The organism is Priestia sp. 3CA3, from assembly GCF_056836725.1.
Genome location: NZ_JBXENJ010000012.1, coordinates 24,629 through 38,973, shown reverse-complemented (window position 1 = coordinate 38,973; position 14,345 = coordinate 24,629). Strand labels below are relative to the sequence as shown.

10 protein-coding genes are annotated in these 14,345 nt (G+C 40.7%); all 10 read left to right on the top strand.

Annotated elements, in window-relative coordinates; translation table 11 throughout:
- Positions 1 to 110: 110 nt before the first annotated feature.
- A complete protein-coding gene (locus tag AC1VNJ_RS23665; protein ID WP_034263652.1) occupies positions 111 to 713 on the top strand; it encodes a class I SAM-dependent methyltransferase in 603 nt (200 codons plus the stop codon).
- Between the two features lie 245 nt (positions 714 to 958).
- Entirely contained in the window at positions 959 to 4,522 is a 3,564-nt protein-coding gene (gene rpoB, locus AC1VNJ_RS23660; RefSeq protein ID WP_028412662.1) for a DNA-directed RNA polymerase subunit beta, read from the top strand.
- Positions 4,523 to 4,584: 62 nt separating this feature from the next.
- Positions 4,585 to 8,178 carry a DNA-directed RNA polymerase subunit beta' gene (rpoC, locus tag AC1VNJ_RS23655; protein ID WP_013081369.1) on the top strand — a complete coding sequence of 1,198 codons (3,594 nt, stop codon included), beginning with the start codon at positions 4,585 to 4,587 and terminating at the stop codon, positions 8,176 to 8,178.
- A 131-nt stretch (positions 8,179 to 8,309) separates the two neighbouring features.
- Positions 8,310 to 8,558 carry a 50S ribosomal protein L7ae-like protein gene (locus tag AC1VNJ_RS23650; protein WP_013054921.1) on the top strand — a complete coding sequence of 83 codons (249 nt, stop codon included), beginning with the start codon at positions 8,310 to 8,312 and terminating at the stop codon, positions 8,556 to 8,558.
- A gap of 99 nt (positions 8,559 to 8,657) precedes the next feature.
- Positions 8,658 to 9,080 (top strand): 30S ribosomal protein S12, encoded by a 423-nt coding sequence (gene rpsL / locus AC1VNJ_RS23645; protein WP_013054922.1) that lies wholly within the window; start codon positions 8,658 to 8,660, stop codon positions 9,078 to 9,080.
- A 50-nt stretch (positions 9,081 to 9,130) separates the two neighbouring features.
- Positions 9,131 to 9,601 carry a 30S ribosomal protein S7 gene (gene rpsG / locus AC1VNJ_RS23640; RefSeq protein ID WP_013054923.1) on the top strand — a complete coding sequence of 157 codons (471 nt, stop codon included), beginning with the start codon at positions 9,131 to 9,133 and terminating at the stop codon, positions 9,599 to 9,601.
- 57 nt (positions 9,602 to 9,658) lie between these two features.
- Entirely contained in the window at positions 9,659 to 11,737 is a 2,079-nt protein-coding gene (gene fusA / locus AC1VNJ_RS23635) for an elongation factor G (RefSeq protein ID WP_028412663.1), read from the top strand.
- Positions 11,738 to 11,853: 116 nt separating this feature from the next.
- The gene (gene tuf / locus AC1VNJ_RS23630) at positions 11,854 to 13,044 is read left to right on the top strand and encodes an elongation factor Tu (RefSeq protein ID WP_013081371.1); all 1,191 of its coding nucleotides are present in this window, start codon (positions 11,854 to 11,856) and stop codon (positions 13,042 to 13,044) included.
- Between the two features lie 315 nt (positions 13,045 to 13,359).
- Positions 13,360 to 13,668: a 30S ribosomal protein S10 gene (rpsJ, locus tag AC1VNJ_RS23625; protein ID WP_013054926.1), complete on the top strand. Its 309-nt coding sequence runs from the start codon at positions 13,360 to 13,362 to the stop codon at positions 13,666 to 13,668.
- Positions 13,669 to 13,709: 41 nt separating this feature from the next.
- A complete protein-coding gene (rplC, locus tag AC1VNJ_RS23620) occupies positions 13,710 to 14,339 on the top strand; it encodes a 50S ribosomal protein L3 (RefSeq protein WP_013054927.1) in 630 nt (209 codons plus the stop codon).
- Positions 14,340 to 14,345: the final 6 nt, after the last annotated feature.

Here is a 14,345-nt window from a genome sequence, read left to right as displayed (position 1 = left end):
ATTGCTTAACAACTGATATAAAAAAGCTCGCTTGTACAAGCGAGCTTTTTTGCTTCTGTCATCCTTTTCATTTATAGTAAAGAAGAACATATTGATTAGGAGGTTCTATTTTGACAGAACATTATTTTTCTAATACACCATCGTCTGCAAGTAATGAAGAGCGCTTTTCATTTGAATTGAGAGGAACCTCTTTTTCATTTACGAGTGACAGCGGTGTTTTTTCAAAAAAAGAGATCGATTTTGGATCGCGCCTGTTAATTGAAACGTTTCAAATGCCTGAGAGTCCCGGCCCGCTTCTGGATGTTGGGTGCGGATATGGCCCGATTGGGTTGGCTCTTGCAAAAGAGGATAGCCAAAGAAACGTTCATATGGTCGATGTTAATGAACGTGCATTAGCACTAGCTCAAAAAAATGCTGAAGTTAATTCAGTATCAAATGTTTCAATCTATCAAAGCTCTTGCTATGAAAATGTGAAGGAAACGAATTTTGCAGCTATTCTTAGTAATCCGCCGATCCGTGCGGGTAAAAAAGTTGTTCATGAAATTCTAGAAAAGTCATTAGATCACCTTGCTGACCAAGGAGAACTTTGGATTGTGATTCAGAAAAAGCAAGGAGCGCCATCTGCTCTTGCGAAATTAGAATCTCTATTTAATGAAGTAGAAGTAGTAGAAAAGAAAAAAGGGTATTATATCATATGTGCTAAAAAATGTTGACTAATATTTTTTAGTATGTTAGCATTATAAAATGCCAATATATAAATATTCCATATAAGCTCGGGTTATACATAAAATAAAAGGTATAATTTTGAATTATATGGGAAAAACTAATAAAATCAATAGTACGTTTTTATGAAATTGTGGTTTTCTATTTAAAGAGACCATTTTTCTTTTGTTCAATAATAAACATATGGTTTATTATATATTTTGAATAATAACGCTTGATTTGAGGGGTGAATCAGTTGACAGGTCAACTAGTTCAGTATGGACGCCACCGCCAACGCAGAAGTTATGCTCGTATTAGTGAAGTTTTAGAGTTACCGAACTTAATCGAGATTCAAACGGCTTCATACCAATGGTTTTTAGATGAAGGTTTACGAGAAATGTTCCAAGATATTTCTCCAATTGATGATTTTACAGGTAACTTATCACTAGAATTTATTGATTACAGCTTAGGTGAGCCAAAGTATTCAGTAGGAGAGTCTAAAGAACGTGATGTAACTTATGCAGCACCTCTTCGTGTTAAGGTGCGGTTAATTAATAAAGAAACAGGTGAAGTAAAAGACCAAGATGTGTTCATGGGAGATTTCCCATTGATGACCGAAACAGGTACCTTTGTAATTAATGGTGCTGAGCGTGTTATCGTATCACAGTTGGTTCGTTCACCAAGTGTTTACTATAGTGGAAAGCTTGATAAAAACGGTAAAAAAGGATATACAGCAACTGTTATCCCTAACCGTGGTGCATGGCTAGAATATGAAACTGATGCAAAAGATGTAGTATACGTGCGTATTGATCGTACTCGTAAACTGCCAGTAACAGTGCTGTTACGCGCGCTAGGTTTCGGTTCTGACCAAGAGATTATCGATTTAATCGGTGATAATGAATACATCCGTAATACGCTTGAAAAAGATAATACGGAAACAACGGAAAAAGCGCTATTAGAAATCTATGAGCGTTTACGTCCGGGTGAACCACCGACAGTTGAGAATGCGAAGTCTCTATTAGTATCTCGCTTCTTTGATCCAAAACGATATGACTTAGCGAACGTAGGTCGCTATAAAATTAATAAAAAGCTTCATATCAAACATCGCTTATTTAATCAAAAGCTAGCTGAAACATTAGTTGATCCTGAAACAGGTGAAATTATTGCAGAAAAAGGCGCAATGATTGATCGCCGTCTGCTAGATCGCTTGATTCCGATGCTTGAAGGTGGAGTAAACTTCAAAACTTATAGTCCGGTTGGTGGAGTAGTAGAAGACGATGTTACATTACAATCTATTAAGATTTATGCGCCAAATGATCCAGAAGGTGAAAAAGTCATCACTGTATCAGGCAACGCTTATGTAACAGAAGAAGTTAAAAATATCACACCTGCTGATATTTTAGCATCAATCAGTTACTTCTTTAACTTGCTTCATCAAGTAGGAGACACAGATGATATCGACCACTTAGGTAACCGTCGTCTGCGTTCTGTAGGTGAATTGTTACAAAACCAATTCCGTATCGGTTTATCTCGTATGGAACGTGTTGTTCGTGAAAGAATGTCAATTCAAGACACGAATACAATCACACCTCAACAATTAATTAATATTCGTCCAGTTATTGCGGCGATTAAAGAGTTCTTTGGAAGTTCTCAATTATCACAGTTCATGGATCAAACGAATCCATTAGGCGAATTGACGCACAAACGTCGTCTTTCAGCTCTAGGACCTGGTGGTTTAACGCGTGAACGCGCTGGTTTCGAAGTGCGTGACGTTCACTACTCCCACTATGGCCGTATGTGTCCGATTGAAACGCCAGAGGGTCCGAATATCGGGTTAATCAACTCACTTTCTTCTTATGCAAAAGTAAACAAATTCGGTTTCATCGAAACACCTTACCGTCGTATCGATCCTGAAACAGGTAAAGTGACAGAGCGAATTGACTACTTAACAGCTGATGAAGAAGATAACTATGTTGTAGCCCAAGCGAACGCTCGTCTAGGTGATGATGGTTCATTCTTAGATGAAAATGTCGTTGCACGTTTCCGTGGAGAAAACACGGTTATCCGTCGCGATCGTTTAGACTATATGGATGTATCACCAAAACAAGTTGTATCTGCCGCTACAGCATGTATCCCATTCTTAGAGAACGATGACTCTAACCGTGCATTAATGGGTGCGAACATGCAACGTCAAGCAGTACCTTTATTAAATCCTGAAGCACCAATCGTAGGTACAGGTATGGAATATGTATCTGGTAAAGACTCTGGTGCAGCCGTGATTTGTAAATACCCTGGCGTTGTAGAGCGCGTAGAAGCAAAACAAATTTTTGTTCGCCGCTATGAAGAAGTAGACGGACAAAAAGTTAAAGGTAACTTAGATCAATACAAATTATTAAAATTCGTTCGTTCTAACCAAGGTACTTGTTACAACCAGCGTCCAATTGTTTCAGTTGGCGACGAAGTAGTAAAAGGTGAGATCTTAGCCGACGGTCCTTCAATGGAAAAAGGTGAGCTTGCTTTAGGACGAAACGTAATGGTTGGTTTCATGACATGGGATGGTTACAACTATGAGGATGCCATCATCATGAGTGAACGCCTTGTGAAAGACGATGTATATACGTCTGTTCATATTGAAGAATATGAATCTGAGTCTCGTGATACGAAACTTGGACCTGAAGAAATTACGCGTGACATTCCAAACGTAGGTGAAGATGCGCTTCGCAACTTAGATGAGCGTGGAATCATCCGCATTGGTGCAGAAGTAAAAGATGGAGATCTTTTAGTTGGTAAAGTAACGCCAAAAGGTGTAACAGAACTAACAGCTGAAGAACGTCTTCTACACGCTATTTTCGGTGAAAAAGCGCGTGAAGTTCGTGATACTTCTCTTCGTGTACCGCACGGCGGCGGTGGAATTATCCTTGATGTTAAAGTCTTCAACCGTGAAGATGGCGACGAATTACCACCAGGTGTAAACCAATTAGTCCGTGTATACATTGTTCAGAAGCGTAAAATCTCTGAAGGTGACAAAATGGCCGGTCGTCACGGTAACAAAGGTGTAATTTCACGTATTTTACCGGAAGAAGATATGCCTTACCTACCAGACGGTACGCCAATTGACATCATGTTAAACCCATTAGGGGTACCATCTCGTATGAACATCGGTCAGGTGCTAGAGCTTCATTTAGGTATGGCTGCTCGTAAGCTTGGCATTCACGTTGCGTCTCCAGTATTTGATGGTGCGCGTGAGGAAGATGTTTGGGCAACAATCGAAGAAGCTGGCATGTCTCGTGATGCTAAAACAGTTCTATATGATGGTCGAACAGGTGAACCATTCGATAACCGTGTATCAGTAGGAATCATGTACATGATCAAACTTGCTCACATGGTAGACGATAAACTTCACGCTCGTTCTACTGGACCATACTCACTTGTTACACAACAACCACTTGGTGGTAAAGCGCAGTTCGGTGGACAGCGTTTTGGTGAGATGGAAGTATGGGCACTTGAAGCATACGGTGCTGCTTATACATTACAAGAGATCTTAACAGTGAAATCAGACGACGTAGTAGGTCGTGTGAAAACATACGAAGCAATTGTTAAAGGTGAAAACATTCCAGAACCTGGCATACCTGAATCGTTCAAAGTATTAATCAAAGAACTACAAAGTTTAGGTATGGATGTGAAGATGCTTTCTGCTGACGAGCAAGAAATTGATATCATGGACTCAGAAGAGGACCATGAGCAACCAACAGAATCAATTATTGCAGATAACGAAGAAAGCCTTTCTGAAGGACAAAAAGATCCTGTCACAAAAGAGTAAGGAATTACTTTCATATAAACGTTAAGGGAAAAAACCTGTAGATTAAAAGGGAGGTAGGCTCCTTGCTAGATGTAAATAACTTTGAGTATATGAAAATCGGTCTAGCTTCGCCAGATAAAATTCGTTCTTGGTCGTACGGTGAGGTAAAAAAACCTGAAACGATCAACTATCGTACGTTAAAACCTGAAAAAGACGGCTTATTCTGTGAGCGTATTTTTGGTCCACAAAAGGACTGGGAATGTCACTGCGGAAAATATAAGCGCGTTCGTTATAAAGGTGTTGTATGTGATCGTTGTGGCGTAGAAGTTACGCGCGCAAAAGTTCGTCGTGAACGCATGGGTCACATCGAACTAGCTGCACCTGTTTCACATATTTGGTACTTCAAAGGTATTCCTAGCCGCATGGGACTTGTCTTAGACATGTCCCCTCGTGCGCTAGAGGAAATCATTTATTTTGCTTCTTATGTAGTAACAGATGCTGGTGATACACCACTTGAAAAGAAACAGCTTTTATCAGAGAAAGAATACCGTGCGTATCGTGAGAAGTACGGACAAACTTTCCATGCAGCAATGGGTGCTGAAGCTGTTAAAAAATTATTGCATGACATCGATCTTGATAAAGAAGTAGATGCTTTGAAAGAAGAATTGAAAACTGCTCAAGGTCAACGTCGTACACGTGCTATTAAACGTTTAGAGGTACTAGAGGCTTTCCGTCATTCTGGTAACGAACCTTCTTGGATGATTTTAGACGTTCTACCGGTTATTCCGCCAGAACTTCGTCCAATGGTTCAATTAGATGGTGGACGCTTTGCTACGTCTGATCTAAATGATTTATATCGCCGTGTAATTAACCGTAACAACCGCTTAAAGCGTTTATTAGACCTTGGAGCTCCTAGCATTATCGTTCAAAACGAAAAGCGTATGCTTCAAGAAGCTGTAGATGCATTAATCGATAATGGTCGTCGTGGCCGTCCGGTAACAGGACCAGGTAACCGTCCATTAAAATCTCTTTCTCACATGTTAAAAGGTAAGCAAGGTCGCTTCCGTCAAAACTTATTAGGTAAACGTGTTGACTACTCTGGCCGTTCGGTAATCGTTGTAGGTCCGAACTTAAAGATGTATCAATGTGGTCTTCCAAAAGAAATGGCGTTAGAGCTTTTCAAACCTTTCGTAATGAAAGAGCTTGTTGAACGCGGTTTAGCTCATAACATCAAGAGTGCAAAACGTAAAATTGAACGTGTGCAACCTGAAGTATGGGACGTATTAGAATCGGTTATTAAAGAGCATCCAGTTCTTTTAAACCGTGCACCAACGCTACACAGACTAGGTATTCAAGCATTTGAACCTACGCTTGTAGAAGGTCGCGCTATTCGTCTTCATCCGCTTGTATGTACAGCATATAACGCTGACTTTGACGGTGACCAAATGGCGGTTCACGTTCCATTATCTGCGGAAGCACAAGCAGAAGCACGTATCTTAATGCTTGCTGCTCAAAATATCTTGAACCCTAAAGATGGTAAACCAGTTGTTACACCTTCACAGGATATGGTATTAGGTAACTACTACTTAACGCTTGAGCGTGAAGAGGCAGTTGGAGAAGGCATGGTGTTCAAGGATACAAATGAAGCACTATTAGCGTACCAAAACGGTTATGTGCATCTTCATACACGTGTAGGTGTGTATGCAGGTTCTTTAAACAACGAAACGTTTACAGAAGCACAAAATCAACAGTTGCTTGTTACAACGGTTGGTAAATTAGTTTTCAACGAAATTTTACCAAAATCGTTCCCATACATTAACGAACCAACAAGAGAAAACTTAGAAGTGAAAACTCCTGAGAAGTACTTTGTTGAAAAAGGTGCAGATGTGAAGGAATTCATCAAGAATCAACCGGCTATCGCACCGTTTAAGAAAAAAATCTTAGGTAATATTATCGCTGAAGTATTTAAACGTTTCAAAATTACTGAGACTTCTAAAATGCTTGACCGTATGAAAGACCTAGGTTTCAAATATTCTACTAAAGCTGGTATTACAGTTGGTGTAGCTGATATCGTGGTTTTAGGAGAAAAAGAAGTTATCTTAACAGAAGCGCAAGCTAAAGTAGATAACGTACTAAAACAATTCCGTCGCGGTTTAATTACTGAAGATGAGCGTTATGAGCGTGTTATCTCTGTATGGAGTAGCGCGAAAGACGTTATCCAAGGTAAATTAATGGCGTCATTAGACAAACGCAACCCAATCTTCATGATGAGTGACTCTGGTGCCCGTGGTAACGCATCTAACTTCACTCAGCTTGCAGGTATGCGTGGACTAATGGCCAACCCGTCTGGTCGTATCATTGAGTTACCAATCAAATCTAGTTTCCGTGAAGGTTTAACAGTATTAGAGTACTTTATCTCTACCCATGGTGCACGTAAAGGTCTTGCCGATACGGCTCTTAAAACAGCTGACTCAGGTTACCTTACTCGTCGTCTGGTTGACGTGGCACAAGACGTTATCGTACGTGATGACGACTGTGGTACAGACCGCGGTATTCTGGCTGTTGCAATCAAAGAAGGAACAGAAGAAATTGAGAAACTTGATGAGCGTCTAATTGGACGTTATGCGAGAAAAACACTACTTCACCCAGGAACAAACGAAGTGTTAGTGAAAGAAAACGAACTAATTACAGAAGACCTAGCTGAAACAATTGTGGATGCTGGTGTTGAAGAAGTATGGATTCGTTCTGCATTCACATGTAACACTCGCCACGGTGTATGTAAAAAATGTTACGGTCGTAACCTTGCAACTGGTTCAGAAGTTGAAGTGGGTGAGGCAGTTGGTATCATCGCTGCTCAATCTATCGGTGAGCCAGGTACACAGTTAACGATGCGTACATTCCATACAGGTGGGGTTGCTGGAGACGATATCACTCAAGGTTTACCGCGTATCCAAGAGATCTTCGAAGCGCGTAACCCTAAAGGTCAAGCCGTTATTTCTGAAATTGAAGGTACAATTGCCGGCATTTCTGAAGGACGCGATCGTCAGCACGAAATTACTGTTCAAGGAGAGATTGAAACTCGTTCTTACACAGCTCCGTACAGTGCACGCCTGAAAGTTATTGAAGGACAGCGCATTGCACGTGGTCAAGAATTAACGGAAGGTTCAATTGATCCTAAAGAATTACTAAAAGTAAAAGACATCACGGCTGTACAAGAGTACTTGCTTCGTGAGGTGCAAAAAGTATACCGTATGCAAGGGGTAGAAATTGGAGATAAACACGTAGAGGTAATGGTTCGCCAAATGCTTCGTAAAGTGCGCGTAATGGATTCAGGAGATACAGATGTATTACCAGGTTCATTACTTGATATTCACCAATTCACTGATGCTAATGAAAAAGTATTACTTGAAGGCAATCGTCCAGCGACAGGCCGTCCTGTATTACTTGGTATTACAAAAGCATCTCTTGAAACTGATTCCTTCTTATCTGCTGCGTCATTCCAAGAAACAACTCGTGTTCTTACAGATGCTGCAATCAAAGGAAAACGTGATGAGTTGCTTGGACTTAAAGAGAATGTTATCATTGGTAAGCTAGTTCCGGCTGGTACAGGTATGACGAGATATCGTAATGCTGAACCAATCAAAAACCAAGCTGAAGAAACGGTAACAATCGACTAATTATAAAATCATTACTCTAGAATGGATGTTTTTTAAAAAAACTACGAAACGTTAGTTGACATCCATTCTAGGGAATGATACTATATCAAAGGTGCTCCTATAAACTACCTGTTACTTTGGAGGATATGATAATGTCTTATGAAAAAGTATTACAGGCTGATCATATTATTGTAGGAACAAAGCAGACGGTGAAAGCATTAAAAAAAGGTACAGTAAAGGAAGTCATCATTGCTGAAGACGCTGATTTTTATGTCACATCCATTGTGGCAAAAACGGCACAGCAAGAAAACGTTCCGTATACGTATGTCCCTTCTATGCGAAAGCTTGGTCAAGCTTGTAGGATAGAAGTTAACGCTGCAACTGTTGCAATTATTAGTTAACACGTTTTTGAACTTTTAGTTTCAAAGACTTTGTTTTTTGCTAAAAAATGAACCACCTGGATGTGTGGTCTTACAAAAGGCGAAAGGAGGAAAAATTAAATGCCTACTATTAACCAATTAATCCGTAATGGTCGTGTGAGTAAAGGTAAAAAATCTGACTCACCTGCTTTAAACAGAGGTTACAACAGCTTCAAGAAAGCTCAAACTAACCAATCTTCTCCACAAAAACGTGGTGTATGTACACGTGTGGGTACTATGACACCGAAGAAACCGAACTCGGCTCTTCGTAAATATGCTCGTGTACGTTTAACAAACGGTATCGAGGTAACAGCTTATATCCCAGGTATTGGTCACAACTTACAAGAACACAGCGTGGTACTTATCCGCGGTGGACGTGTAAAAGATTTACCAGGGGTACGTTACCATATCGTACGTGGTGCACTTGATACTGCTGGTGTGGATGGCCGTATGCAAGGTCGTTCTAAATATGGTACTAAGCGACCAAAAGCAGCTAAAAAATAATAGCTTAACAATTAATAGATAAACTTTTAAAAGTGAAAGGAGGAAGTAGAATGCCACGTAAGGGACCTGTTGCAAAAAGAGACGTATTACCAGATCCGATTTACAATTCTAAGCTTGTATCTCGCTTAATCAACAAAATGATGCTTGATGGAAAGCGCGGTAAGTCACAAGCTATTCTTTATAGAGCATTCGATTTAGTACAAGAGCGCAGTGGTAAAGAAGCTATGGAAGTATTCGACCAAGCTCTTAAAAACATCATGCCTGTACTAGAAGTTAGAGCACGCCGTGTAGGGGGTTCTAACTACCAAGTTCCTGTAGAAGTACGCCCAGAGCGTCGTACTACTTTAGGTCTTCGTTGGTTAGTAAACTATGCTCGTCTTCGTGGAGAAAAAACGATGGAAGAGCGTTTAGCTAACGAAATCCTTGACGCAGCTAACAACACTGGTGCTGCAGTTAAGAAACGTGAAGATACTCACAAAATGGCAGAAGCTAATAAAGCATTTGCTCATTACCGTTGGTAATCTTTTAACGAAACTTTTTAAAAAACAAATTATAATATGGAAGGAGAAATACCTAAGATGGCAAGAGAGTTCTCCTTAGAAAACACTCGTAATATTGGGATCATGGCTCACATTGATGCTGGTAAAACAACAACAACTGAGCGTGTTCTTTATTATACTGGCCGTATCCATAAAATTGGTGAAACTCATGAAGGAGCTTCACAAATGGACTGGATGGAGCAAGAGCAAGAACGTGGTATCACTATCACGTCTGCTGCGACAACTGCTTCTTGGAAAGGTCACCGCGTTAACATCATCGATACTCCTGGACACGTAGACTTCACTGTTGAAGTTGAGCGTTCATTACGTGTACTTGATGGCGCTGTGGCAGTTCTTGATGCTCAATCTGGTGTTGAGCCTCAAACAGAAACAGTATGGCGTCAAGCGACTACGTACGGTGTTCCCCGTGTCGTATTCGTTAACAAAATGGACAAAATTGGTGCTGACTTCTTGTACTCTGTAAAAACGATCCACGATCGTTTAGGTGCAAATGCTCACCCAATTCAGTTGCCAATCGGTGCTGAAGATGACTTCGAAGCAATCATTGACCTTGTGGAAATGAAAGCATACTTCTACGAAGATGACTTAGGTACTCGTTCAGAATCTCGTGAAATTCCTGAGGAATACAAAGAGCAAGCTGAAGAATACCGTGCAAGCCTAGTAGAAGCTGTTGCAGAACTTGACGAAGAGTTAATGATGAAGTACTTAGACGAAGGCGAGCTTACAGTTGAAGAACTAAAAGCTGGTATCCGTAAAGGTACTTGTGACGTTGAATTCTACCCAGTTATCTGTGGTTCAGCATTCAAAAACAAAGGTGTACAATTAATGCTAGATGCGGTAATTGATTACCTACCATCTCCAGTTGATGTACCAGCAATCCAAGGTATCGTACCTGACACAGAAGAAGAAGTTACGCGTGAGTCTAGCGACAACGCTCCTTTCTCAGCATTAGCGTTCAAAGTTATGACGGACCCTTATGTTGGTAAATTAACGTTCTTCCGTGTGTACTCTGGTGTACTAAGCTCTGGTTCATACATCAAAAACTCTACAAAAGGTAAGCGTGAGCGTGTAGGTCGTATCCTACAAATGCATGCTAACTCTCGTGAAGAGATTTCTGAAGTATACGCTGGAGATATCGCGGCAGCTGTAGGATTAAAAGATACTTCTACTGGTGATACTCTATGTGACGAAAAGAGTCTTGTAATTCTTGAGTCTATGGAATTCCCAGAGCCAGTTATCTCTTTATCTGTTGAGCCAAAATCAAAAGCTGACCAAGATAAAATGACGACAGCTCTTCAAAAGTTACAAGAAGAAGATCCAACTTTCCGTGCGGAAACTAATACAGAGACTGGTCAAATCATCATCTCTGGTATGGGTGAGCTTCACCTTGATATCATCGTTGACCGTATGCGTCGCGAATTCAAAGTAGAAGCAAACGTTGGTGCTCCTCAAGTAGCTTACCGTGAAACTTTCCGCGCTGGTGCGAAAGTTGAAGGTAAATTCGCTCGTCAATCTGGTGGTCGTGGACAATTCGGTCACGTTTGGATTGAGTTCGAACCTAACGAAGAAGGAAAAGGCTTTGAATTTGAGAACAAAATCGTTGGTGGTGTAGTTCCACGTGAATACATCCCTGCAGTTCAAGCTGGTCTTGAAGATGCATTACAAAACGGTGTTCTTGCTGGTTATCCATTAATCGATATCAAAGCTGCTTTAGTTGATGGATCTTACCATGACGTTGACTCAAGTGAGATGGCGTTTAAAATTGCCGCTTCTATGGCTCTTAAAAACGCAGTATCAAAATGTAACCCAGCTATCCTTGAACCAATGATGAAGGTTGAAGTTGTTATCCCTGACGAATACTTAGGAGATATCATGGGTGACGTTACGTCTCGTCGTGGACGTGTAGAAGGTATGGAAGCACGCGGTAACGCTCAAGTTGTACGTGCATTCGTTCCACTTTCTGAAATGTTTGGTTATGCAACTGCATTACGTTCAAACACTCAAGGTCGCGGAACATATTCTATGCACTTCGATCACTACGAAGAAGTTCCTAAATCAATTTCAGAAGAAATTATTAAAAAAAATAAAGGTGAATAATTGATTTTCACTCTTTATTGAAGTATAACTACTTATGTACGCTGTGAAAGTGGAGCTCATTCCCTTTCACGGCCTCATAAACCATAAACTACATGAATTTTAAGGAGGATTTTCGAATGGCTAAGGAAAAATTCGACCGTTCAAAAACACATGCCAATATCGGTACAATTGGTCACGTTGACCATGGTAAAACAACTTTAACAGCTGCTATCACTACTGTTCTTGCTAAGAAAAGTGGTAAAGGTGCAGCAATGGCTTACGACATGATCGACGCTGCTCCAGAAGAGCGCGAGCGTGGAATCACAATCTCAACTGCACACGTTGAGTATGAAACTGACACTCGTCACTATGCACACGTTGACTGCCCAGGACATGCTGACTATGTTAAAAACATGATCACTGGTGCTGCTCAAATGGATGGCGGTATCTTAGTAGTATCTGCTGCTGATGGTCCAATGCCACAAACTCGTGAGCACATCCTTCTTTCTCGTCAAGTAGGTGTACCTTACCTAGTTGTATTCTTAAACAAATGTGACATGGTAGACGACGAAGAGCTACTTGAATTAGTAGAAATGGAAGTACGTGACCTTCTTTCTGAATACGACTTCCCTGGTGACGATGTACCAGTAATCAAAGGTTCTGCTCTTAAAGCTCTTGAAGGCGAAGCTGATTGGGAAGCTAAAATCATCGAGCTTATGGACGCTGTTGATGAGTACATCCCAACTCCAGAACGTGACACTGAAAAACCATTCATGATGCCAGTTGAGGACGTATTCTCAATCACTGGTCGTGGTACAGTTGCTACAGGTCGTGTAGAGCGTGGACAAGTTAAAGTTGGTGACGTTATCGACATCATCGGTTTAACTGAAGAGCCAAAATCTACTACTGTAACAGGTGTAGAAATGTTCCGTAAGCTTCTTGACTATGCTGAAGCTGGCGACAACATCGGTGCTTTACTTCGTGGTGTAGCACGTGAAGAAATCCAACGTGGACAAGTATTAGCTAAACCAGGCTCAATCACTCCACACACTAAATTTACTGCTGAAGTATACGTTCTTTCTAAAGACGAAGGTGGACGTCACACTCCATTCTTCACAAACTACCGTCCACAGTTCTACTTCCGTACAACTGATGTAACTGGTATTTGTAACTTACCTGAAGGCGTAGAAATGGTAATGCCTGGCGACAACATCGAAATGACTGTTGAACTTATCGCTCCAATCGCGATTGAAGAAGGTACTAAATTCTCAATCCGTGAAGGTGGACGTACAGTAGGCGCTGGCGTTGTAGCTAAAATCAGCGAGTAATTTCTCGTTTCAGTAAAGGGAGTAGGGTAACCTACTCCTTTTTTATTTGGTGATAAAAGGTAAAGATAGTTTTTACTATTACACTTGCAAAATGATCTCCTTTTATATATAATGAAAAAAGTGTGCGACACATAAAAAAGTTTTTTAACTTTATTGTTGCAATATGAACCCATTTTTAGTATAATAAAAATGTTGGTCTTTGACTGCGATGATGCGGAAGGTTGCCGACACACCCGGCCGCTTTGCCATGGCGAGTGTGGGGAAATTTCCGCGGAGAATGTCTATTGTAAAATAGGCGAAAAAGGAGGGAAAATAATGGCAAAAGAAAAAATTCGCATTCGTTTAAAAGCATATGATCACAGAATTCTTGATCAATCTGCTGAGAAAATCGTAGAAACTGCAAAACGTTCTGGTGCGGCTGTATCTGGTCCGATTCCATTACCGACTGAAAAATCAATTTATACAATTCTACGTGCAGTACACAAATATAAAGATTCTCGTGAGCAGTTCGAAATGCGCACGCATAAACGCTTAATTGATATCGTGAATCCAACACCACAAACTGTTGATTCATTAATGCGTTTAGACTTACCATCTGGTGTAGATATCGAAATTAAACTTTAATTTAAAATAAAGAATGAAAAGATACTTAGGAGGTGTGACTAATGGCCAAAGGAATCTTAGGAAGAAAGATCGGTATGACTCAAGTATTTGCTGAAAATGGTGACTTGATCCCAGTAACAGTAATTGAAGCTTCTGCTAACGTAGTTCTTCAAGTTAAAAACGCTGAGACAGACGGTTACGAAGCAATCCAATTAGGTTTCGAAGATATCCGTGAAAAACTATCTAACAAACCTGCAAAAGGACATGCTACTAAAGCTAATACTGCTCCTAAGCGCTTCATCCGTGAGTTACGCGGTGTGGACGCTTCAGCATATGAAGTTGGTCAAGAAGTCAAGGTTGATATTTTCGCAGAAGGCGATGTAATTGATGTAACAGGAATCTCAAAAGGTAAAGGTTTCCAAGGTGCTATTAAACGCCACGGACAATCTCGCGGACCTATGTCTCATGGTTCTCGCTACCACCGTCGCCCAGGTTCAATGGGTCCTGTAGCTCCAAACCGCGTATTTAAAGGTAAATTATTACCAGGACGCATGGGTGGAGAGCGCATCACTGTGCAAAACTTATCAATCGTTAAAGTTGACGCAGAACGCAATCTTTTATTAGTAAAAGGTAACGTGCCAGGAGCTAGAAAATCTCTAGTTACTGTTAAATCTGCAGTTAAATCTAAATAATAATTC

Excerpts from the sequence above, each read along its gene's own strand:
- rplC (WP_013054927.1), top strand. The coding sequence starts at position 13,710 with ATGGCCAAAGGAATCTTAGGAAGAAAGATCGGTATGACTCAAGTATTT.
- rpsL (WP_013054922.1), top strand. The coding sequence starts at position 8,658 with ATGCCTACTATTAACCAATTAATCCGTAATGGTCGTGTGAGTAAAGGT.
- tuf (WP_013081371.1), top strand. The coding sequence starts at position 11,854 with ATGGCTAAGGAAAAATTCGACCGTTCAAAAACACATGCCAATATCGGT.
- fusA (WP_028412663.1), top strand. The coding sequence starts at position 9,659 with ATGGCAAGAGAGTTCTCCTTAGAAAACACTCGTAATATTGGGATCATG.
- AC1VNJ_RS23650 (WP_013054921.1), top strand. The coding sequence starts at position 8,310 with ATGTCTTATGAAAAAGTATTACAGGCTGATCATATTATTGTAGGAACA.
- rpsJ (WP_013054926.1), top strand. The coding sequence starts at position 13,360 with ATGGCAAAAGAAAAAATTCGCATTCGTTTAAAAGCATATGATCACAGA.
- rpsG (WP_013054923.1), top strand. The coding sequence starts at position 9,131 with ATGCCACGTAAGGGACCTGTTGCAAAAAGAGACGTATTACCAGATCCG.